Origin of the sequence: Tunturibacter gelidoferens (assembly GCF_040358255.1) — a bacterium.
Classification (GTDB): Bacteria; Acidobacteriota; Terriglobia; order Terriglobales; family Acidobacteriaceae; genus Edaphobacter; species Edaphobacter gelidiferens.
Window position 1 is genome coordinate 1,071,114 of the sequence record NZ_CP132938.1, and the last position, 20,778, is coordinate 1,091,891.

Annotated in this window: 21 protein-coding genes; 12 read left to right on the plus strand and 9 right to left on the minus strand. The window is 58.2% G+C overall.

From position 1 onward, the window contains the following. Positions 1-110: 110 nt before the first annotated feature. Positions 111-731 carry a protein jag gene (locus RBB81_RS05040; RefSeq protein ID WP_353072929.1) on the plus strand — a complete coding sequence of 207 codons (621 nt, stop codon included), beginning with the start codon at positions 111-113 and terminating at the stop codon, positions 729-731. 30 nt (positions 732-761) lie between these two features. On the opposite strand, the gene RBB81_RS05045 is transcribed toward RBB81_RS05040, so the two are convergent. The 5 genes from RBB81_RS05045 to thrS all read right to left on the minus strand — a co-directional run bounded on the left by RBB81_RS05045 (position 762) and on the right by thrS (position 5,476). Then, the gene (locus tag RBB81_RS05045) at positions 762-1,202 is read right to left on the minus strand and encodes an SRPBCC family protein (protein WP_179580784.1); all 441 of its coding nucleotides are present in this window, start codon (positions 1,200-1,202) and stop codon (positions 762-764) included. A gap of 176 nt (positions 1,203-1,378) precedes the next feature. Beyond that, positions 1,379-2,287, minus strand: a complete 909-nt coding sequence (locus RBB81_RS05050) for an NADP-dependent oxidoreductase (protein ID WP_183790678.1) — start codon at positions 2,285-2,287, stop codon at positions 1,379-1,381. A gap of 111 nt (positions 2,288-2,398) precedes the next feature. Beyond that, positions 2,399-2,881 (minus strand): SRPBCC family protein, encoded by a 483-nt coding sequence (locus tag RBB81_RS05055; RefSeq protein WP_179580786.1) that lies wholly within the window; start codon positions 2,879-2,881, stop codon positions 2,399-2,401. Between the two features lie 159 nt (positions 2,882-3,040). Continuing rightward, positions 3,041-3,394, minus strand: a complete 354-nt coding sequence (locus RBB81_RS05060; RefSeq protein ID WP_353072930.1) for a hypothetical protein — start codon at positions 3,392-3,394, stop codon at positions 3,041-3,043. Between the two features lie 63 nt (positions 3,395-3,457). Further along, positions 3,458-5,476, minus strand: coding sequence for a threonine--tRNA ligase (gene thrS / locus RBB81_RS05065; protein WP_353072931.1), 2,019 nt, complete (start codon positions 5,474-5,476; stop codon positions 3,458-3,460). 230 nt (positions 5,477-5,706) lie between these two features. On the opposite strand from thrS, the gene RBB81_RS05070 reads away from it, so the two are divergent. The 9 genes from RBB81_RS05070 to RBB81_RS05110 all read left to right on the plus strand — a co-directional run bounded on the left by RBB81_RS05070 (position 5,707) and on the right by RBB81_RS05110 (position 14,853). Continuing rightward, positions 5,707-6,036, plus strand: a complete 330-nt coding sequence (locus tag RBB81_RS05070) for a hypothetical protein (RefSeq protein WP_353072932.1) — start codon at positions 5,707-5,709, stop codon at positions 6,034-6,036. A 598-nt stretch (positions 6,037-6,634) separates the two neighbouring features. Then, positions 6,635-8,119, plus strand: a complete 1,485-nt coding sequence (locus RBB81_RS05075; protein WP_353072933.1) for a bifunctional folylpolyglutamate synthase/dihydrofolate synthase — start codon at positions 6,635-6,637, stop codon at positions 8,117-8,119. Then, positions 8,116-8,988, plus strand: coding sequence for a lysophospholipid acyltransferase family protein (locus RBB81_RS05080; protein WP_183790668.1), 873 nt, complete (start codon positions 8,116-8,118; stop codon positions 8,986-8,988). The genes RBB81_RS05075 and RBB81_RS05080 overlap by 4 nt, the downstream gene beginning before the upstream one ends. A 76-nt stretch (positions 8,989-9,064) precedes the next feature. After that, positions 9,065-9,844, plus strand: a complete 780-nt coding sequence (locus RBB81_RS05085; RefSeq protein ID WP_353072934.1) for a gamma-glutamyl-gamma-aminobutyrate hydrolase family protein — start codon at positions 9,065-9,067, stop codon at positions 9,842-9,844. A gap of 90 nt (positions 9,845-9,934) precedes the next feature. Beyond that, positions 9,935-10,537: a 16S rRNA (guanine(527)-N(7))-methyltransferase RsmG gene (gene rsmG / locus RBB81_RS05090; protein ID WP_353072935.1), complete on the plus strand. Its 603-nt coding sequence runs from the start codon at positions 9,935-9,937 to the stop codon at positions 10,535-10,537. A gap of 164 nt (positions 10,538-10,701) precedes the next feature. Then, positions 10,702-11,658, plus strand: coding sequence for a ParA family protein (locus tag RBB81_RS05095; protein WP_353072936.1), 957 nt, complete (start codon positions 10,702-10,704; stop codon positions 11,656-11,658). Positions 11,659-11,807: 149 nt separating this feature from the next. Further along, complete coding sequence (locus RBB81_RS05100) at positions 11,808-12,731, plus strand: ParB/RepB/Spo0J family partition protein (protein ID WP_353072937.1); 924 nt, start codon at positions 11,808-11,810, stop codon at positions 12,729-12,731. A 70-nt stretch (positions 12,732-12,801) separates the two neighbouring features. Next, complete coding sequence (locus RBB81_RS05105) at positions 12,802-14,100, plus strand: metal-dependent hydrolase family protein (RefSeq protein ID WP_353072938.1); 1,299 nt, start codon at positions 12,802-12,804, stop codon at positions 14,098-14,100. Positions 14,101-14,124: 24 nt separating this feature from the next. Further along, positions 14,125-14,853 carry a methyltransferase family protein gene (locus RBB81_RS05110; RefSeq protein WP_353072939.1) on the plus strand — a complete coding sequence of 243 codons (729 nt, stop codon included), beginning with the start codon at positions 14,125-14,127 and terminating at the stop codon, positions 14,851-14,853. On the opposite strand, the gene RBB81_RS05115 is transcribed toward RBB81_RS05110, so the two are convergent. The 4 genes from RBB81_RS05115 to RBB81_RS05130 all read right to left on the minus strand — a co-directional run bounded on the left by RBB81_RS05115 (position 14,850) and on the right by RBB81_RS05130 (position 17,168). After that, positions 14,850-15,434 carry a GNAT family N-acetyltransferase gene (locus RBB81_RS05115; RefSeq protein ID WP_353072940.1) on the minus strand — a complete coding sequence of 195 codons (585 nt, stop codon included), beginning with the start codon at positions 15,432-15,434 and terminating at the stop codon, positions 14,850-14,852. The genes RBB81_RS05110 and RBB81_RS05115 overlap by 4 nt on opposite strands. 136 nt (positions 15,435-15,570) lie before the next feature. Then, entirely contained in the window at positions 15,571-15,867 is a 297-nt protein-coding gene (locus RBB81_RS05120; protein WP_158792936.1) for an HU family DNA-binding protein, read from the minus strand. Continuing rightward, on the minus strand, positions 15,852-16,109 hold the full coding sequence (locus RBB81_RS05125; protein WP_183790654.1) for a hypothetical protein: 258 nt from the start codon (positions 16,107-16,109) through the stop codon (positions 15,852-15,854). Before RBB81_RS05125 ends, RBB81_RS05120 begins: the two co-directional genes overlap by 16 nt. A 345-nt stretch (positions 16,110-16,454) precedes the next feature. Continuing rightward, on the minus strand, positions 16,455-17,168 hold the full coding sequence (locus tag RBB81_RS05130; protein WP_353072941.1) for a DUF4386 domain-containing protein: 714 nt from the start codon (positions 17,166-17,168) through the stop codon (positions 16,455-16,457). 328 nt (positions 17,169-17,496) lie between these two features. Between RBB81_RS05130 and RBB81_RS05135 the strand changes: the two genes are divergently transcribed. Both RBB81_RS05135 and RBB81_RS05140 read left to right on the plus strand, forming a co-directional pair. Next, positions 17,497-19,236 carry a peptide-N4-asparagine amidase gene (locus RBB81_RS05135; protein WP_353072942.1) on the plus strand — a complete coding sequence of 580 codons (1,740 nt, stop codon included), beginning with the start codon at positions 17,497-17,499 and terminating at the stop codon, positions 19,234-19,236. Between the two features lie 300 nt (positions 19,237-19,536). Then, positions 19,537-20,589 carry an LLM class flavin-dependent oxidoreductase gene (locus RBB81_RS05140; RefSeq protein WP_353072943.1) on the plus strand — a complete coding sequence of 351 codons (1,053 nt, stop codon included), beginning with the start codon at positions 19,537-19,539 and terminating at the stop codon, positions 20,587-20,589. Positions 20,590-20,778: the final 189 nt, after the last annotated feature.

The following is a 20,778-nucleotide window of genomic DNA, read 5'->3' on the forward strand; positions in this document are numbered from 1 at the left end:
TGCGATAAACGCGCCATCGTCGGGCAGCGCGACCCCAAAGCAGCGATACTTTGAGAGAATCAAATAACCAGGGGTTGAAACTTCATTCCCTTGAAATCGGTCTTAAGAAAATGACGAACCCCCTGATGGATCAGGGCCGTGCAGTGAAGAAGATCGCGGACTTCCTGAAAACTTTAACAGACATAGGAAGTCTCGATTTGCAGTCTCACATCCTTGCCTGCAACGGCCACGTGCAACCCAACGCTGACACTCCAACCGGCGCGAACTCCTCTGCCGTACCCGGCGCTTCCGGCTCCGAACCGTCGCCTTTGATTTGCGTCGAGTTTACCGGCACAGATACTCCTCTTCTCCTTGCGCGTAACGGCGAGCTGCTCCACGCCATCGAGCATCTTGCCGCCAAGATCCTCCGGCTCGAGCCCGAAGAACACGACCTGATCTTCTTCGACGCAGAAGGCTTCAAAGCCAAACGCGACCGGGAACTCCATCTCGCTGCCGAGACAGCCATCGAGCAGGTTCGCGCCACTGGCAGACCCTACTCCTTCCCGCCTATGACTTCGCGTGAACGCCGGATGCTTCACCTCGCCCTGACCAAGTCTGGATTGCCTACGGCCTCTTCCGGCGAAGGCCCCAGACGCTTTGTGGTTCTCTATCCAGAGGGCCCGGCGCCTGCGCAGCCGATCCCGACGGCCGACCGTACACGCGCCATTCGCAACAGTTTCCGTCGGCGCTAACGACGCATTCATAGCGAGTTATTGGGAAGGTCAACTTTGCGAGCGAGGGAGCAGACTGCTAGCTTCCCATCTCTGCTTCACCGAACTTCCTTTGGGAGCCACCGCGATCGTCACGGATTGACCATCGAGGTAACGGTGCCAGTCTTCGGACTCTGCCACCTGCTTGAGCCCGGCATTCCGCTCCATGAGGAAGGCCGTGAGGTGGCGCTTGACCAGGATCTTCGTCGCGAGCCGTCCTATCGCGCCCCAGGGAGCGGTGAATCGAATCTCGTCGCGCAACCGGGTACCGTCATCCATGGCCGCGAAGTGATGTTCATGCTCAAAGTGTGAGAAGACACCCGTAACCATGACGTCACGAAAGTACGAATAGGGTCGCAGAACCTCGATGCGGCTCTTGTGTCGCAGTTTCAAACCGAGATGCCGGCCGCGAAAGGTTACTGTCTCGCCCTCGCTGATCAGACCCTTCGTCACCCCTTCTACTGCCTGCTCTCGGGAAGAACGCGCCGATGCAAGATGAAGATCAACACTCAGGGACAGCAGAAAACATCGTTCTACCGGTGCATCGATCCAGCTTTCTAGTCGAATCGTCTCCATGTCCATGGCCCAGTCACCGTTTACTCTTCAGTACTTGGCGTAACAGAAATAGATTACGCCAGTAATAGTATCTTTCCTATCCCACCTTTTGCTGCAGCTGCCTGAGCCTCGCCCGCTTCGGCGAGCGGCACCATCCTGTCGATTGGAATGGCAAACCGTCCGGCAACCAAGTCTTCGGCCAACGTTCTCAGTGTTTTAGCGTCTGGCACGGCCTTAACCGCCTCGACCCTGACCGTGGGATGCAACTTCGCATCTGTCGGGGGCCCCAGTACCGAAGCGAAGACTCCCCCCGGTTTCACCTTTGCCAGGAGTTTGTTCGCGGTCTGGCCGCCAACCGCGTCCGCGACCGCATCGAGAAATCCGATTTTCTCCATTGCCGCCGAGTCATCAAGCGCGACTATGTGGTCGGCCTTCAAGGTCTCCGCCTCTTGTAGCTGCGACTTTCTCACTCCCGCGATTACGATAGCCCCGGCCTTCTTCGCGGCCCATACCGCCGACCGGCCAACGCCGCCGACTGCACCGGAGACCAGCACGGTCTGGCCGGATTGAATCTTCGTGCCGCGAGTAATCAGCTGCTCCCCAGTCAGTGCCACCAGAGGCAGTGCTGCCGCATGCACGGGATCCAGCTTCTCCGGAACGAGCGCGAGATCGGTCGCTTTGACTACCACCAGCTCAGCGTAGGTTTTTGTCGCGAATCCCATCACTTTGTCGCCGGGCGCAAAGCCGCTCACGCGTTCGCCTACCTCACGAACGATCCCTGAGAGATCTCGTCCGATGATCGCGGGCAGCTCCAGCGGAAAGTGCTGCTTCGCCTCTCCGCTCCGCATCTTGTAGTCGATCGGATTGATACTGGTGGCCACAACCCTCACCAACACCTCACCCCTGCCGGCAACGGGGTCTGGAACAACTTCATACTTCAACTTATCCGGTCCACCATACTCATGCAGGACGACAGCCCTCATCGAACACCTCTAGAAGGGTGAGATGCATACAGAACCACTCCCGCACTTGAAGTGGTTAAACAGATGGAGACTAAATTTGTTGTGCCTGGGATCGAAGATCGGGACGTAGCCTTAGTCCGCTAGTGTTTCTTCCGGAAGATACTTTCGCCACTCCTGACTCTCGGCTACTTTTTTCAGCAGCTTCATCCTGCGCCGAAGCACCCGGGAGATGTAAGGCACAAGGATCGTACGGGCGACGATTCTCCCCGCCCACGAAAGCGGAAGAGTGAACCGAATCTTGTCGTTCAAAACTGTGCGTCCATCGATGTAGAAGAGGTGATGGTCGTGTTGGAACCGCTTGAAACGTCCCCTCCCCATCGTGTCCTGAAAAAACACAGGCGATTCGTATTGGGTAATGAGGGTCTCATGCATCTGCGGAAAGCCGAACTTCCATCCTGCCCACAGCAGCTTGTCTCCAGGTGCAATCGTTCCCCTGGTCTTGCCTTCGATCGGCTTCATTCCCAGCGTTTTTCCCACCAACTCAATGTTGGTCGAAAGCAGGAAACATCTCTCGATCGGAGCATTGATATGAACACTGTCGCTAATCGTAAACATCGGTCCCCTGTCGATTGTACTGCTGTTCAGCTTGCAGACTCAATCTAAACCTTTGTCCGTCAACAGATCCGCGGCGTCGCCGAACACCCTCGCCCTGCTCTATCGATACTTATCGCTTGATCATCAGTGATGGAGATCTCAGGAAACAGGTCCTCAACATCATGCGAATCCACGTTCTGCTTCAGCCTTCTGGTGACAGCTATGGCATACCAGCTGGGTGTTTCTTGCAGTATACCCATCGATGGCACGAAAACGATCAAGTTCCGCGCCGCGTTCCGGCAACGTTGTATGGCACAACGCGCAAAGTCCAAGCTGACTCTTCCGCTTCGCCTCTTTCAGCTTGCGGCGCTGGGTCGGCGTTCCACGCTCGTCGAACTCCAGGTGCTTGAGGATGTATCGCCGCATCTGAAACAGGCGTTCGCGATCGTCGCCGGTGACAGCAACGATTCGCTCGCGCAACTGATCGAGGATTGTAATCGCCGCTGCCCGGTCCTGATTGGAGAGCGAAGCCATCGTCAACTCCTCCACGTCGATTGAGAGAGCAACCGTCTTAAATCACAGAGCAACCGACCTTAATCACAGACCAACCGACTTCGAAGCGACCAATCCCCCGGCTCGTTCGATAAAGTCGTTGAGCGCAACACTGCCCTCATCGCCCTTTCCGCGTGTCCTCACACTCACGGCTTCCGTAGCCGCTTCCTTGTCGCCCACCACCAATACGAAAGGTACCTTCTGCAGGGTGAACTCGCGGATCTTCGCGTTCATCTTTTCATTCCGCTGGTCGAGCTCCACGCGCAGGCCCTCAGCTTCAAGCTTCGCCTTCACCGCGACGGCATACTCTACGTGCTTCTCCGAGATGGGTACGATTCCGATCTGCACCGGCGCGAGCCACAGCGGAAAAGCGCCGGCGTAGTGCTCAATCAGCACACCGAAGAAGCGTTCCACCGAACCGAACAGCGCACGATGCACCATCACGGGTTGATGCAGCTCTCCGTCCTCGCCCTTGTACTCCAACTGAAAACGCGCGGGCAGATTGAAGTCGAACTGTACGGTCGACAGTTGCCACAGCCGTCCCAGGACGTCCACGAGCTTGATATCGATCTTCGGGCCATAGAATGCGCCCTCGCCGGGGATGGCCTTAAACGCGACGCCGCGTTTGGTAAGTACACCCTTGAGGGCCGACTCGGCATTCTCCCAGTCGCCAGGGTTGCCGACGAACTCTCCTGACTTCTTGGGATCGTGCAGAGAGAGCTCGACCCGGTACTCGTTAAACCCGAAGGTCTTCAGCACAGCTTCGGCGAAGTCGAGACACCCTTCAATCTCGTCGACGACCTGCTCCGGCATGCAGAAGATGTGCGCATCATCCTGCGTGAAGCCGCGTACGCGCAGCAAACCGTGCATCGTGCCCGACCGCTCGTAGCGATACACGTTGCCGAGCTCCGCGTATCGCACGGGCAGGTCGCGATAACTCTTGGGCGAGTTCTTGTAAATCAAGATGTGGCCGGGACAGTTCATCGGCTTCAGCCGGTACTCCGCGTCGTCGAGCTCCATCGGCGGATACATGTTCTGCGAATAGAAACCTTCATGTCCCGAGATCTTCCAAAGCTCTCGTCGCATGATGTGCGGCGTGTAAACCATATCGTAACCGCGACGGATACATTCTTCGCGCATCCAGTCTTCCATCGTCTTACGAATGAGTCCGCCCTTGGCATGCCAGAAGATCAACCCCGATCCCGCGACCTCCTGGATGGAAAACAGATCGAGCTGCTTGCCGAGCACGCGATGGTCGCGAGCCTTGATCTCCTCGAGCCGCTTGAAGTGGGCGTCGAGATCCTTCGTGTTGAAGAATGCAGTGCCGTAGATTCGCTGCAGTTGCTGATTCTTCTCATCGCCCAGCCAATAGGCTCCGGCAACCGATGTCACTTTGAACGCCTTCACGCGGCCCGTGGAAGGCACATGCGGGCCACGGCAAAAGTCGACAAACTTGCCGTTGCGATAGAGCGAGATCTCGTCGCCCGGCTGCGTAAACTTCTCGATGAAGTGGACCTTCATGAATTCGCCCTGCTCGGCGTAGTCCTTCAGTCCCATCTCGCGCGACTCTTCCTCACGCAGAAACTTCTCATCGCGCGCAACGACCGCGCCCATACGCGTCTCGATCGCGGCGAGATCTTCGTCGCTGAACGGCGTCTCACGGTACACGTCATAGAAGAAGCCGGAGTCCGTCGCCGGTCCATGTCCGAGCTTGGTCTCGGGAAAGAGTTCGAGAATCGCCGTAGCCATCACGTGCGCGGCGGAGTGACGCACCACCTTCAGTGCAGCCTCGTCGCTCTCCTTCAGGAGCTCGAGCGCCACATCTTCCGTTAGGGGCGCGGTCAAATCGACCAACCGCTCTCCACTCTCAGCGCCGCCATACATCGCGGCTTCTGAGGTCTCATCCGTCTCAACAGCTCCGGTAGTCGCCGGCGTCAGCGGACGAATCCGCGCTACTACCACCGCTGCAGCTAGTCGTGGCGAGATGCTCATCGCCACGTCATACGCTGTCGTACCGCGCGAAACCTCGCGCACTGAACCGTCCGGAAGCTGAATCCTGATCATCTGTTCGCTCACATCTTCAAGAATAGATGGTTGCCGCAAATCGCGTCGAGGCGACGGCTTGCGAATGGGACACGAACCTCGGCCGCCGTCGGTCATAACGGCGGGCGTTACTACCGAACCATGCCGTTGACACGAGCGTGCTATGGCCTCGTCGGGAGGCTCCGGCTACGGTAATGATGTTTGAGAGTGTCCAGAAATTCGGGTGAAACTCCCCACAGGACGACAACTACATGCAGGTCTTACTTAGAAGATCCGAGTTCCGGCAGGACATTCACTGTTCGGTTTGCGGTCAGGGCTTCCGCCTCTACTGGGAATCGAGTTCCCCTGCCGAACGTGCTACCACGCGCTCTATCGTTCTCGGCGAGCTCCGCGACCATCACTCTCCAGAACAGAGCGACGATAAGACTGCTGCGGCTCACCCCTTCGATCTGTTTCGTCTCCCGGGCTGGACGGGCTCGCCGCGATTCACCAGGACGGCGATGCTTGCCGGTCCTGCTCGGATACCCAGCGAGATCTCAAAAGTCGTCATGATCTCCAAACGGGCAAATCAGGAGCGATAGTCAGTCACGCAAGCCTGTTCCTTCTCCCTTCAATAGGGAGTCGAAGCGGCGGCCCGATAGATGAGCCGCGCTTTGTGTTGAACCAAGATCCAATCTAGTCTGGTTTCTTCTGCCACCCCATCCAACTACCGAATCTATCGCCTGAATTGAGACCAGGAGCGAAAGAAAAGGACCGCACCCCTATGGGCAACGGTCCTGTCTTTCTTTTACGGCTGTCGCTGCTTTAGTTAAGCGATCTCTGGAACACTCTTCATCGTACGTTCTGCGGGGATATGTTTCTTCAACCACACATTCGCCCTCCACCGACCGAAAAACGGTGCCACGGCGATCATTCCAAAAGCGATACCTAGTGCTAAGCGCATAAAACGTCTCCTTTCTCCCCTTGGGTTTTAAGGACCCCTCCAGGGATTGAACCGGCAGATTAGTTTGCAAAACATTGCATGTTGCAACTGTTGATACCCCACTATCCGCCCGCCGAACCACCCTCGATATCCCACCTTGGTGTTACAGGCGGCACGGCAGTGGAATTTGCGAGTTCGACCCGGGTCACGGTGCCCGCCGCACTATTCAAAGCCGCGCCATCGCCTAAAATAGCCCCATGTCCTACACGGCAGCGGTCGACCATCTCTACGCTTTAGGGCAGGAACTTGCCCCCGCAACACCCAGTACGCCCCGCCGCAAATTCGACCTCGCCCACATGCGAGTCCTCGCCGCGGCACTCGGCGACCCCCAAACGACCTTTCCCTCGATTTTGATCGCTGGAACCAACGGGAAAGGCTCTACCGCCGCGACCCTGGCCAGTATCCTCAGCGCCGCCGGCTACCGTACCGGCCTCTACACTTCACCCCACCTGATCCGCGTCAACGAACGAATCCAGATCGACGGTCATCAAATTCCGGACGAAGACTTCGCCCGCCTCTACTTCCAGGTCGACGAGACCGCCCGCCATCTTGTCGAAGCCGGCGACCTGCCATACCCGCCCAGCTTCTTCGAGGTGCTCACCGCGGTAGGCTTTCTTTACTTCTCTGGAGAGATCGCGACGCACGCGGAAAAGACCACGGTAGACATCGCCATCGTTGAAGTGGGTCTTGGTGGACGTCTCGACGCCACCAACATCGTTGACCCGCTCCTCTCAATCCTCACCGACATCGCTCTCGACCATCAGGACTATCTCGGCAACACTATCGCAGAGATTACCCGCGAAAAAGCCGGCATCCTGCGCCCCAACGGCACTCTCATCACCCTCCCTCAACACCCCGACGCGAATCAGGCTATCGGCGAGGCTGCAGCCACTCTCAATCTCCGCGCCATCAACGCCGCCAGCTACATTCCCGGACAGACTCCAGGTGTTTCGAGATCCGTTCCAGGCCACCAAGTGGGAGCGTCAGGAAAGCAAGCGACAACCCCGCTTCCAGCCAACCACTACAGCATTACGCTCGACGGGGAAGCCCTCGAAGTGAATTCGCCCCTCTCCGGGCATCATCAGCAGCGTAATATTGCGCTGGCAATCGCCGCTGCGGCAGAGTTACGTCACTTAGAAGGTTACAAATTAGGCCAGATTGCTGGAGAAAGTAACCAAATTGGTTACAAAATAACCAATGCCCATATCGAAGCAGGAATTCGGAATACGCAATGGCCCGGCCGCCTCGAACTCTTTAGCTTCCCCAGCGGCCCGCAGCTTTTGCTCGACGTAGCGCATAATCCGGCCGGTGCCTGGACGCTCCGCGCCGCGATCGCACAGCTTCCCGAAGCCCAGCCTCGCACCCTCGTCTTCAGCTGCCTCCGCGACAAGGATCTCAACGAGATGGCGCAGATACTCTTTCCGCTCTTCGACGCCTCCTCTACAGATTCCAAACGCAGCAAGGACCACATTGTCTTCGCTCCAATCGATAATCCCCGAGCCGCCCATATCGACGATCTCCTGGCCGCTGCCCACGCTCTCGATATTCCAGCTCATGCTGCCCCTCACCTTGCCGCCGCCCTCGCCCAGGCGCGTGCCGTAACGCCCTCAAACGGTCTCATCATCGCCACCGGCTCCGTCTATTTAGTGGGCGAGATCCGCCGCCTCGCCGGAGAGCTATGAACGACTCTCCTCTGGCGGAAAACCTGCCGGACAAGACTGAGAACGGCGCCGCTTCCGTATCCGAACCAAAGCCTTCGGCTCAGCCTGCCTTCTCCGTAGAAGAGCGGGAGGGTCTACCCTTCACGTCGAAGCAGCCCCCGCTTTTGCTTCGCTGGTTGTCGTATCTTCTTCTAATTCCCCTTGTTGGTATTGCGACTGCGGGTTTCGGATGCATCTCCCTCCTGGCCGGCCTTTGGGATAAGTCTGGCCGCCAGCAGCACGCGATTGCACACCTCTGGGCGCGCACGCTCCTGCTCATCAGCCTATCTCCCGTCAAGATCATCGGACGCGAAAAGCTCCACGAGCAGGAGACCGCCGTCTACGCCTCCAACCATCTCAGTTATATGGACACGCCAGTCCTCTTCGCCAAACTGCCCTTCCAGTTCCGCATTCTGGCCAAGCAATCGCTCTGGAAGATTCCGTTCATCGGCTGGTACCTCAATCGCTCTGGCCAGGTTCCGGTGGATTCGAAGAGTCCCCGCTCCCTGATAGCCAGCCTGAACCGGGGCGTCGCCACGCTGAAGCATGGTCTGCCACTGGTTCTCTTTCCGGAAGGGGGCCGTGCAGCGACAGGCCAGCTCCAAACGATGATGTCCGGCTGCGCCTATATGGCCATCAAGGCCCAGGTTCCCCTGGTGCCGCTCACTCTCATCGGAACCTACGAACTTCTTCCCATCCACGTCTACGCTCTTCATCCTCGCCCCGTCTTCATCGTCATAGGCGACCCAATTCCTACCGTCGGCCTCAATGCCCGGGACGCGGACTCACTTACTCAGCGGCTCTACGACTCCATCTCCGCCACGTACTCCCAGTACTCCACCAATCAATAGTGAGTTTCACTTGTGGCCAGTTACGGAGAAGATGTTCCACGTGGAACACAGCGACAAGTCGTATGATTAATCTGCCATGAAGCCCCGCATCGCCATCCCCGTTCCCACGAGTACAGACCTCGCCTATAACCAGCGCTCATGGCCCCAGTACGCGGCCGCGGTAGAACGTAGTGGGGGCGATCCGGTCGAAATCCCGCTGAACGAGACTCCCAAAGCGATCGCGGATCTGATCAACACCTGCCAGGCCGTCCTCCTCCCCGGCAGCCCCGCCGATGTAAACCCGCAGAAATACGGCCAGGAACCCATCCCTGAGTGTTCTCCCGCGGACAACGCCCGGGAAAATGTGGACGAACTACTCATCCAGGACGCCCACAACCTCTACAAGCCAATCTTCGCCATCTGTTTCGGGCTGCAGTTCCTCAACGTCTGGCGAGGCGGCACATTGGTGCAAGATCTCTCAATCCTCCCGGTAAACCATGCCGCCGGCAGAAGTGTCGCTATAGCCCACAACGCCGCAATCGCGCCCGACTCCCTGCTGGGCTCTTTCCTGGACCCCTCCGAGGCCCCCCAGCAGGATGAATTCCTCCGCCTGCCTATCAACTCCAGCCACCATCAGGCTATCGGCATCCCCGGTGATGGTCTCCGCGTCGCCGCGCGCTGCCCGCAAGACGGAGTCATCGAAGGCGTTGAGGGCGGCCAGGCCAGCGAAGGCGCCACCTCACACTTCGTTCTGGGCGTCCAATGGCATCCCGAGCGGAGCTATGACCTCAGCCCCTCGTCCCGCGCTCTCTTCGATCGTTTCGTCGAGCAAGCCGCCACTTGGACCCCGCGCCCTATCCACACCTCCGTCGCCTGAAGGCATCGTTCTATTCATAACGTTCCACGTGGAACACTCCTATTCCCAAGACTCAACCGCTGAGACCTAACCCTGAGATACTGGACTTCCATGCCAACCCTCTCAGAGGCGGAGATCGCCTCACTCCTGACCCCATATCTTCCGAATGCAGCACCTGTCGTCGTCTCTCAGCTCTCCCTCTACCTCGAACTCCTCCTCAAGTGGAACGCCCGCACCAACCTCACCGCAATTCGCGACCCCGAGGAGATCGTCCGTCGTCACTTCGGCGAAAGCCTGTTTGCAGGACAACATCTAGCCCCCGAAATCAGGACGCTCCTCGATTTCGGCTCCGGCGCAGGTTTTCCCGGCCTGCCCATCGCCATTCTCCGCCCCGAGATCGCCGTAACTCTCGCCGAATCTCAAAATAAAAAGGCCACCTTTCTGCGCGAAGCCGTTCGAACCCTTGGCCTGCCGGTCGAAGTATGGGCGGGTCGGGTCGAAGCCATGCCAAAAACCATTCAATTTCATACAGTTACGCTTCGCGCAGTGGACAACATGGCGGCCGCCTTATCGTCTGCTGCTCCCCTCGCCGAAAAAGAACTCCTTCTACTCGTGGGAGCCCCACCAATCCAGCCTCCCGATTTTACCCTTCGAGCCCCGATCCCCATCCCCGGTACCCAAACCAGCATCCTTCTTCGAGCTACTCGCCAATAAATGTTCCACGTGGAACAAAAGATTTCCACATCGCTTCTCCCGAAAGCCTTCAATCCAGACGCCAAAAACACGTATCCCACAAGTTCTCCACAGCCTTGCCCGTTCTGCACAGATCAGCCGCCATTGCCACGCCGCCCGCCGCCCGATACCCTGCAACTACCGCAATGACGACTGAACAGCTCACTCCCAAGCCTGAAGACGCAGCACAAAAGCCCGCAGAAACTACTCCCAAGCCGTCCAAAGTCATTGCCGTCGTCAATCAAAAGGGCGGAGTCGGCAAGACGACCACTGCCATCAACCTCGCAGCTGCCCTCGCCCTCGAAGGCCTCAATACCCTTCTCATCGACTGCGATCCGCAGGCCAATTCCACCGGAGGACTTGGCTTCGCCCGCGCCAGGGACGGCGAGGAAGCCCGTCTCAGCATCTACGACATCCTGGTTGGCCAAACCACCATCGCCGAAGCTCTTCTCTCCACCGAAATCGACACACTGAAGCTCGTTCCCAGCAGCAAAAACCTCATCGGCGCCACCATCGAGCTGATATCCCTCGACCGCCGCGAATACAAGCTCCGCGACGCCATCGAGCCCATCCGCGCCGATTACCCGTTTATCCTCCTCGACTGCCCCCCGGCCCTCGACCTGCTCACCCTTAACTCCCTCGTCGCCGCTGACAGCCTCCTCGTCCCCATGCAGGCCGAGTACTTCGCCCTCGAGGGCATCTCCGAGCTCATGAGCACACTCGACCGCGTCGGTCAGGCATTCAACCCCGGCCTTGCTCTCGAGGGCGTCCTCCTCACCATGTACGACGACCGCACGAACCTCTCCCAGCAAGTCTCGGAGAATTTGCAAGCCTTCTTTACGGACAAGCTCCTCAAGACCACGATTCCCCGCAATATCCGCCTCGCCGAAGCCCCCAGCCACGGCAAGCCCGTCTCGCTCTACGACCCCAGGTCTCGCGGCTCGGAGGCCTATCGCGAGTTGGCCCTTGAACTCCTGACTCGCAATAAGATGGACAGCCCAGAAGAGAAACGCAGAAAAAGGGCAGCCGCAGCAGCCGCAAGCTCTCTCAAGTCTTTCAACAAACCTGAAAAGAAGACCCGCTTCTGGCAGTCCAGCAAATAGAACAGAACTCACACCGACCAACGGGAGGGATCACTACAGATCCGCGAAGCCACAACAAGGTATACAAGTCACGAAGTGACCGCCCCACGCGCAGTGGGACCGTCCGGCAGGACAAGCCTCTCATTTCAAAAACAGAAAGCCGAAAAATCATGCCAACCGTCACCGCAGATCCCAAACGCCGCGCCTTGGGCAAGGGCCTTGAATCCCTCCTCCCCCAGCGTCCCACGCCTGCTCCTATATCTCTCTCCGCAGCGGCAGCACCTGCCGCAGAACCAACCGGCAAGCCGCTGGAGATCTCCCTGGACCAGATCGAACGCAACCCGTTCCAGACCCGCAGCCACTTCGACGAGGCCAAGTTAGCGGAGCTGGCGCAGTCCATCACAGCGTCAGGCGTAGTACAACCTATTGTCGTGCGGCCACTTAGCGGAGGCCGCTATCAGCTCATCACCGGCGAACGCCGCTGGCTGGCCAGCAAAAAGGCAAACAAAAACACCATCCCGGCTATCGTCCGTCAGGTCTCAGACGAGCAAACGCTCGAGATGACCATCGTCGAAAATCTCCAGCGCGCCGATCTCAACCCCATCGAGCAGGCTCGCGCTTATCAGCGTCTCAGCAACGACTTCAAGATGACTCAGGAACAGATGGCCTTCCGCACCGGCAAGGAACGGGCGAGTGTAGCTAACTTCCTTCGTTTGTTACGTTTGCCTGAATCGGTCCAACAAAAAATCGAGTCCGGCGACCTCTCCTTCGGCCACGCCCGAACCCTCCTGGCGCTCGATTCCCCTGAAGCCATCACCGCTGCCGCCCAAAAAGTCATCGCGCTATCACTCTCTGTCCGACAGACCGAAAGCTACGTACAAGGCCTCATCAATCCTGAGGCAAAAGAGAAGAAGGAGTCGAAGGCCGACGCCCAACCCGAAGATCCCAACGTCCGCGAAGCGCAGGATCGTCTGCGCCGCACCCTCGGTCTCAAGGTCCGCATCGAGGACAAAAACGGCAAAGGCCGCGTCATCATCGAATACTCCGGCCTCGAAGACTTCGACTCGATCCTCACCGCCTTAGGCGGTCAATAGTTTCTTTGAAAACTCAGGCCGAGCAGCAACGCACCAAAAATCCTCAACAGAAACGTCCAGGAGACTGCACATGCGTTACGCGAATCACGTGAAACACTATCTGCTCCTTATTTTGTTACAAATTGCAGTTTCTTCCGTGTTCGCTCAAACGACACCACGCACCCTCCTCCGCGCCGGTCATGTCCTCGACGTGAAAACCGGCGCAGAACCTGCCGCGCAGACCATCATCGTCACCGGCGACCGCATTACCGCGATCGCGCCGACGGCCTCTACCCCGAAGCAGCCCGGCGATATCGAGATCGACCTCACGAAATACACCGTCATGCCAGGCCTGATCGACGTGCACACCCATCTCACCATGGCGCCGAACTTTGACCCCTACTACGAACTCTCCATGACTCCCGCCAAAGAGGCGATCATCGGCGTCGAAAACGCAAAGGTCACGCTCGAAGCCGGCTTCACCACTGTGCGCAACGTTGGCGCGAACGATTTCACCGACGTTGCCTTACGCGATGAGATCAACGCTGGTCATATTCCCGGCCCGCATATGCAGGTCTCCGGCCCCGCCCTCGGTATCACCGGCGGACACATGGACGAGAACCTTCTCCCGTACGAGTACCATGTCCACGGCCAGGGTGTAGCCGACGGCATCCCCGCCGTTCAGCACCAGGTCCGCGAAAACATCAAGTACGGTGCCGACCTCATCAAGATCGGAGCCACCGGAGGCGTCCTCTCCAAGGGCGACGATCCGCAAGCCTCGCAGTACACCCTAGAAGAGATGCAGGCCATCGTCGCCGATGCTCATCGTCTTGGACGCAAGGTGGCGGCCCACGCGCATGGAGCACAAGGCATCCTCTTCGCCACCGAAGCTGGCGTCGACTCCATCGAACACGGCAGCTACATCAACGACGAAGATATCGCCCTCATGAAGAAGAAGGGCACCTACCTCGTTCCGACGGCTTATCTCATCGATTGGGCTCAGCAGTACGCCAATCTGCCTCCTTTCTATGCTCAGAAGATGAAGGACGTCAGCGCCGTTGAAAAGCAGAACATCGCAAAAGCGATCAAAGCCGGCGTCAAAATCGCGCTCGGCACAGACGCGGCCGTCTACCCGCATGGACTCAACGCGCACGAGGTCGATGTCTACGTCAATCAGTTTGGCATGTCGCCCCTGCAAGGCATCCAGACCGGCACCACGAACGCGGCCGATCTCATGGGCTGGACCGACCGCGTCGGCACGCTAGAACCCGGCAAGTGGGCCGACCTCATCGCCATCGACGGCGACCCGCTCAAGGACGTCAAGCTCCTCCAGCACGTCCCCTTCGTCATGAAGTCCGGCGTGGTCTACAAAGACGAGACTCACAAGTAGCAGGAAAGAAATCTCCGAATCAATATGAAAGCCTCAGCCCTTGAGTTTCGTCTTCGTTTCATCATTGGCATCATCATTTACCTGCTCGGATTCATTGCCCCGTGGAACAGCCTGCTGCACCTGGACTCCATCCGCACCTGGCAGTACCTTGCCGCATGGCCCGCGCGTAGCGGCTGGCTTGGCTTCAGTGCTGCCACTATCGCGGTTCTGGTCCTCGGCATCGTCTGCGCCTTCGTAGGAGCGTTCCTGCGCACCTGGGGCTCCGCTTACGTCGATCCCTCCATCGTTCAGGCTGGCGCGATGCACGGCGAAGGGTTCGTGGCGGCTGGTCCCTATCGCTATCTCCGCAATCCGCTCTACCTGGGCACCTTCTTCCACACCTTCGCGCTCGCGCTTCTCATGCCGCCCAGCGGAGCGATCTTCTGTATCCTCGCCATCATCCTCTTCCATCTACGCCTCATCTTAGGAGGAGAGTTCTTCCTCACGGCAAAACTCGGTGCTCCTTATCTTGAGTACTGCGCCAAAGTCCCACGCCTCTTCCCGTCATTCACCGCACGCATTCCCGCGTTCCCCATGCGCCCCACCTGGCCCACAGCATTCCTATCCGAAATCTACATGTGGGGTGTGGCCATCTCCTTCGCGACGCTCGGCTGGCGCTACAACTCCATGCTCATCATCAAGGGTGTCCTCATCTCACTCGGCCTCTCCCTCATCGTCCGCGCCTTCCTCAAGCCCGCACCCAAGAGAGCCTAGAGAGTTTCGGGACAGCCCGGATTCATCAGCAGATAGGACAGGTGATTTGAGCCTGTAGGTGCATAGAACTCTTCGTGCGTAAAAGAAAAACCAAGCCTTCCGATGAGGCGTCGCGACGCGGCATTTTTCGGGTGATGTCCCACGAACAATCCTCGGACTTGCAGCGTCTTGAATGCGAAATCGATAACGGCTCGTGCCGCCTCTTGAGCAAGGCCCTGCCCCTGGTAACTAGGTTTCAGATGGACTCCCATCTCAAAGATGCGGCCATCGTTTTTATAGGGCCGAAGTCCGGCACACCCGGCAAAATCATCGCTTTGAAGCAGGAAGACAGGCCAATACTGAACCTGGTGGTCGATCAACATGGCTCTCTCACGAGCTAGCCGCGCACCGATCTCACGATCGGTAAAGGGCCCGCCAATCAGCGAAGACACTCCAGGATCGCCCCATAGTTCAAGGGCGAGGGGAAGGTCTCCTTCGCTCCACTGTCCAAACCCTAAGCGATCTGTCAGAAGAAAGTAGTCGTGCGGTCGAGTCAAAGAGGAATCCGCCATCTGTAAAGGGAAAACCCGCCGCACCCACATCAGATCGTGGACACAGCGGGTTGGTGTTACTGATGCTCACGCTTCAGCAGACTAGACTCTGAGGCGCATCAATCGGGGAGGGCTTGTCTCATGCGACACGACCGCACCAACCGGCACACTCAGCGTCGCAGTCGAACTACTTCTTTACCGGTGCGATTGTGTCCTTTGCAACCTTGGCCACGCGGAACTTCACCACGGTCTTGGCCTTGATCTTGATGGTCTCACCCGTCTGCGGGTTGCGGCCAAGACGCGCCTTACGCTCTGCCTTTACCAGCTTGCCGATCCCAGGAATGGTGAACTCGCCATTCTTCTTGGTCTCTTTCACTGCGGTCTCTGCCAGCAGTTCCAGGAAACCAGCGGTCTGCTTGTTGGTGAGTTCGAGCTTTTCCGCCAGGTGGCGAACCAGCGCTGTCTTTGTCATTCCCTTTGCCATGTGTTGCTCCTTCTTGCTTTCGATATAGAGTCTAAGGTCTGCTCACCTTGCCCACATAAAGTTTTCGTAAAGCGCATCCAGTTTTGCAATGCGAAATCACCAGTGTTCATGCGGGTGCGGAGAACCGTACCGCAATTCACCTTCAGCCTTTCCGCGCGCTTTGTCAACTCTCTTTCTTCGGTTTCCACAGGTTTTTTCCGGTTTTTCTCGGTTTTGTTCGAAAACAGGTACATTTTTCTCATAAATTTCCAAGAAAATCCCAGATTTGAGGCGCAAAGACCTCACCAGCAGCCTCGTTTTAGGAAGGGTCTGATCCCTAAAAAAAGTGTTTTACCCAACGATCTATGCACGAAATTTCATCACGAATTCAGGCCGCGATAAACCGCGATGGCAAGCTAGCCGCAATAGCCAGATAAAAATATCGCGCCCTGCCATTCAGCCTCCATGCGCCAAAACTCGTAGCGTCCCCCCGAATCGATTCCACGAGTCAACACCGCAAAGTTTTCCGGTAGTGGGTCAGATTCCTGATTGCCGCCTTCTCGTCCAAGTGCAAACTTCCGGATTGCCGACAACCCGCGAAGTGCATCCTAACTAACCGCCGACGATAAGGCTGTGGCGTCCAGCGCTGGCGACCTGGCGCCCCTGATGACAAGCCACAGCATAAACGCCACCTCCCCGAAAGAGGCGGGCTGAGCGTAGGTAAACACCTTGTCGTAGTATTGCGGCAACAGTATGCCCGTAAGGCTCAGGATCATCCACGCCAGGCCATCGAGGGCGAGCCAGATGCCCAGGAAGCGCGGCAGCAATCGCGACCCGTACACCAGCAGCGCGAGCGGTAAGAGCCACAGACCAAAAAATATTTCGTCAACAACAAGTCCCTGAAAATGAAGATTAAGGAACAGCATAGCCAGAGCATCCCGCTGAGGCTTTTCAAATAGCGATAGGAAGTCAGCCCCGCGCACCAGAACGAGGGCAGCGATTGAGTTCAGCTCATTCAGAAACGCTATCGGGATCGAGACAACAACGAACGTCACCATGAGCGAGGCGTACCGCCGGTTGACCCCCTTGAGCAGGTCGTATAAAGCCAGCGCCACGAAGATAAAACCGGCCTGACTGATGAGTTGGGCCGCGATGCCGAGGCGAAAAAGCGTCTCGGAGGCCGCAATGTTGTTGGCCGTCGCCGCTGCGTTTCCGTGCACGAGTAGCTTGCTGGGAACATAGACCATGGCGAAGACGCCAGGTATTGAGAAGAGTAGATACAGCAGTCCTGCGAATCTGCCTGGGTTCTTCGTGGAACTCATGTTCCCTCCCTCGTTGTAAGGGGCCTTGGTAAAAGGGGTCTATCGGAGAAACGGCGAAGGCTGTCGAAATGTTACGCCACACAATGAAACCAGGTGATTTCTCACAGAACCTCTTGCAACCAGGCCTGATCCGGTTCTAGGCCGTATAAAGGGCTAACCGGAAACTGACCCACCACATCCTGGGTCCTTACAAAAGAAAATATCGGAACCATTCATTCACTAATATGAAACAAAATTATAGATATGCTCAAAATCATTTCATCTCGTTGCAGCGATGTGATATGGTCCTCCGCAGCAAATCTCCGCAGCAAATCCAAGGAGTGAAGTCATGCACAAAGCACTCTCCCCCTCGCGCGTCGACGGAGTCCTCCCTTCCGTTTCGAAATTTCTCCTCCTCGCATCCCTCGCCCTCTGCACCGCCTCTGCGCAAGTCGTCCCCGTGCCGCCGACCCCGCAGGTAGGCTCTTCGAACCCAGCCACGGCCGAGCCTCTTGTCTCTCGCCCCCCCACCAAACCCTGCGTCGTCTCTCTGCTCAGCAACGCAGCCTTTGAAAACTTCAACGGCGCGCCCCTCACCTACGCGCCTCCCGCAGCCTGCCCCGGTCCCTGGGCGAAGGTCGTCCTCACTGCCGACTTTACCGTCACCGCCGGCCGCCAGTTCGACCGCAGCGCCTGGTTCTATCTCGGCGACACCAACATCTTCTACGGCACCACCGCCGAACCTCGCGCCGCCCTCAGCCCCTCCTGGCACATTGAGCGTGATGTCACCGACCTCACGGCACTCTTCAAATCGCCACAGACCGGCCTCGCCTCCATCGGCAACATCGTCAACTCCACCTACACCGGCATCATCTACGCCAGCGCCGCGCTCGAGTTCTACCCAGCCTCCTGGCAAGCCCCCGCTCCCGTCACGCCCGACATCGTTGTACCAGTAAGCTCCGGCAACGGCCCCGTCACCCTCAACACCACCACCGACCAGGCCACCGCCACCCTCAACCTCCCACGCAACGTTGAGAAGGTCTACCTCGACGTCATCTCGCAAAGCCAGATCGGCGACGAGTTCTGGTACCTCTGCGTCCCCAGCGCCGTCGCAGGCGAGCTCGAAACCTGCGGCAACACCGCCTTCCGCGAGACCGAAATCTCCATCGACGGCAAACCCGCCGGCGTCGCTCCCGTCTACCCTTGGATCTACACCGGAGGCCTCGACCCCTATCTCTGGGAGCCCATCACCGGCGTCCAGACCCTCGACTTCAAGCCCTACCGCGTCGACCTCACGCCCTTCGCCGGCCTCCTCGCCGACGGCAGCACACACACCGTCGCCGTCAGCGTCTACAACGCCAACGGATACTTCCTCTCCACCGCCAACATGCTCGTCTACACCGACCACGGCAGCAAAGAAGTCTCAGGCGGAGTCCTCAGCAACACCCTCAGCGCCGCACCAAATCCTGAGGTCGTTCAGAACCTCTCCACCGACTCCAGCGGCACCACCACCGGCACCGTCAACGTAGGCTCCAATCGCACCTTCGCCATTACCGGATACGTCAACACCTCGCACGGCCGCGTCGAAACCACTGTCGCACAAAAGGTCAACTTCCTCAGCGCCCAGACTTTCAACGTCAATCCGGTAACCCAACCCGAAATCCAAAACCTGGTTCAGACCAGCACCGTCGACTCCGAGACCACAACTCGCGACAGTTTCCTAATCGAGAAGACAACCAGGCACATCTCTTTCCCCCTCACCCTCGACTACACCTTAATCAATAATCCCGACGGTACCTTCACGCAGACAGTCTCAGTCGACCAGCGGAACCTCCACACTGAAGCGAAGTCTCTTGACGGCTTTTCCTACTTTCATTCCAACACTCAAGAGCAGGTCGCTTCAAAGGACACTATTCAACTAAGCTCCGGCTTCAGCATCCTTGCGCCCGGCGTAGGCACCTCCAGCGCCTCCTACCGCAGCAACGACTCCCTCGGCGACTGCTACAGCCGCTCTCTCACCGCCGCGAACCAGAAGCTGACCTCCGTCACCGACGGCAAAGGCTGCCACGACCACAACCCCTGGTTCTAATCACACCTGAAGCAACCCAAATCATAGGGTTCCCCCATCCATCGCGTAGTTTGCGATGGGTGGGAGTACCTCTCCCCCGATTTGCCCGCCGCTGCCTCTGCTGTTGCCGTTGCCGCTGCTGTTGCTGTTGCCTGCCCTTTTGTTGTCATTCCGCAGCGAAGCGGAGGAATCTGCTGTTGTCTTTGCCGCCCCCCCATTAGACTTCGTCCTCTCGACCGAAGCCGTTCACAGAAGCACCGCATCTGAATCCAATCCCACTCCACATCATCCATAGGAGACAATCAATCCAGAGGACAACCGATGCAGATCGGCATTGACAGCTTCGCCGCACTCGTTCCAGATCCCGTCACGGGCCACACCGTCACCGCGCAGCAGCGCATCGCCCATCTCCTCGAAGAGATCAAGCTCGCCGACGAAGTTGGCCTCGACCACTTCGGCCTCGGCGAGCATCACCGGACCGAGTACCTCGACTCCGCCCCCGCCGTCATCCTCGCAGCGGCAGCCTCCATCACCAAAACCATCCGCCTTACCTCTGCCGTCACCGTCCTCAGCGCCGCCGACCCCGTCCGCGTCTTTCAGGAGTTCGCAACCCTCGACCTCATCTCCGGTGGCCGCGCAGAGATCGTCGCCGGCCGCGGCTCCTTCATCGAGTCCTTCCCGCTCTTCGGCCTCAAGCTCGAAGACTACGACGACCTCTTCGCAGAAAAGCTTGATCTTCTCCTGACCCTTCGCCAGAGCAACAACATCCACTGGTCCGGCAAACATCGCGCCGCGCTCACCGGACAAGGAGTCTTCCCGCGCCCGCTGCAAAACCCGCTGCCCGTCTGGCTCGGCGTCGGTGGCACACCAGAGTCCTTCGCCCGCGCCGGCATGCTCGGCCTTCCTCTCATGGTCGCCATCATCGGCGGCGAGCCCCACCGCTTCCGCCCCCTCATCGACCTCTACCGCGAAGCAGGCAAACAAGCAGGCCACGCGCCAGACTCGCTCAAAGTCGGCATCCACGCCCTCGGCTACGTAGCCGACACAGACCAGCAGGCCTCCGACGACTTCTTCCCCGGCTACGCCGAAGCCTTCACCAAGATCGGCAAAGAACGCGGCTGGCCGCCAGTCACTCGCAGCCAGTTCGAAGCCCTCCGCCGTCCCACCGGCGCCCTCATGGTCAGTGATCCCGAAACCGTAGCCTCAAAGCTCCTCAAGATGAACGAAGCCCTCGGCGGCATCTCCCGCATCAGCTTCCAGATGAGCGTAGCCGCTCTGCACCACGACAAACTCCTCCATGCCATCGAGCTCCTCGGCACGAAGGTAGCTCCCATCATCCGCAAATCTCTCTCAGTACCCAACGCGGCAAAATAAATCGAACGCTCTAGCTTCTGCCCCAGCAGTAGCAGTAGTCGTACCGTAGTCTTGTCGTAATACTTGTCTTTGCCTTCTTGTTGTCATCCCCGTAGGGGATCTGCTGTTGCACTTGCACATCCCAAAAAAGCAGACACGCACCCCAATAAATGAAAAGATGAGATGCTGATCGCGCGCGGCAGGCTCTCT

What these genes read in the sequence shown, in the direction of transcription:
- RBB81_RS05075 (WP_353072933.1), top strand. Translation starts at nt 6,635, where the DNA reads ATGTCCTACACGGCAGCGGTCGACCATCTCTACGCTTTAGGGCAGGAA.
- RBB81_RS05085 (WP_353072934.1), top strand. Translation starts at nt 9,065, where the DNA reads ATGAAGCCCCGCATCGCCATCCCCGTTCCCACGAGTACAGACCTCGCC.
- RBB81_RS05095 (WP_353072936.1), top strand. Translation starts at nt 10,702, where the DNA reads ATGACGACTGAACAGCTCACTCCCAAGCCTGAAGACGCAGCACAAAAG.
- RBB81_RS05105 (WP_353072938.1), top strand. Translation starts at nt 12,802, where the DNA reads ATGCGTTACGCGAATCACGTGAAACACTATCTGCTCCTTATTTTGTTA.
- RBB81_RS05120 (WP_158792936.1), bottom strand. Translation starts at nt 15,867, where the DNA reads ATGGCAAAGGGAATGACAAAGACAGCGCTGGTTCGCCACCTGGCGGAA.
- RBB81_RS05135 (WP_353072942.1), top strand. Translation starts at nt 17,497, where the DNA reads ATGCACAAAGCACTCTCCCCCTCGCGCGTCGACGGAGTCCTCCCTTCC.
- RBB81_RS05080 (WP_183790668.1), top strand. Translation starts at nt 8,116, where the DNA reads ATGAACGACTCTCCTCTGGCGGAAAACCTGCCGGACAAGACTGAGAAC.
- RBB81_RS05110 (WP_353072939.1), top strand. Translation starts at nt 14,125, where the DNA reads ATGAAAGCCTCAGCCCTTGAGTTTCGTCTTCGTTTCATCATTGGCATC.
- RBB81_RS05050 (WP_183790678.1), bottom strand. Translation starts at nt 2,287, where the DNA reads ATGAGGGCTGTCGTCCTGCATGAGTATGGTGGACCGGATAAGTTGAAG.
- RBB81_RS05070 (WP_353072932.1), top strand. Translation starts at nt 5,707, where the DNA reads ATGCAGGTCTTACTTAGAAGATCCGAGTTCCGGCAGGACATTCACTGT.
- RBB81_RS05125 (WP_183790654.1), bottom strand. Translation starts at nt 16,109, where the DNA reads ATGAGAAAAATGTACCTGTTTTCGAACAAAACCGAGAAAAACCGGAAA.
- rsmG (WP_353072935.1), top strand. Translation starts at nt 9,935, where the DNA reads ATGCCAACCCTCTCAGAGGCGGAGATCGCCTCACTCCTGACCCCATAT.
- RBB81_RS05140 (WP_353072943.1), top strand. Translation starts at nt 19,537, where the DNA reads ATGCAGATCGGCATTGACAGCTTCGCCGCACTCGTTCCAGATCCCGTC.
- RBB81_RS05040 (WP_353072929.1), top strand. Translation starts at nt 111, where the DNA reads ATGACGAACCCCCTGATGGATCAGGGCCGTGCAGTGAAGAAGATCGCG.
- RBB81_RS05060 (WP_353072930.1), bottom strand. Translation starts at nt 3,394, where the DNA reads ATGGCTTCGCTCTCCAATCAGGACCGGGCAGCGGCGATTACAATCCTC.
- RBB81_RS05055 (WP_179580786.1), bottom strand. Translation starts at nt 2,881, where the DNA reads ATGTTTACGATTAGCGACAGTGTTCATATCAATGCTCCGATCGAGAGA.
- RBB81_RS05115 (WP_353072940.1), bottom strand. Translation starts at nt 15,434, where the DNA reads ATGTGGGTGCGGCGGGTTTTCCCTTTACAGATGGCGGATTCCTCTTTG.
- RBB81_RS05130 (WP_353072941.1), bottom strand. Translation starts at nt 17,168, where the DNA reads ATGAGTTCCACGAAGAACCCAGGCAGATTCGCAGGACTGCTGTATCTA.
- RBB81_RS05100 (WP_353072937.1), top strand. Translation starts at nt 11,808, where the DNA reads ATGCCAACCGTCACCGCAGATCCCAAACGCCGCGCCTTGGGCAAGGGC.
- thrS (WP_353072931.1), bottom strand. Translation starts at nt 5,476, where the DNA reads ATGATCAGGATTCAGCTTCCGGACGGTTCAGTGCGCGAGGTTTCGCGC.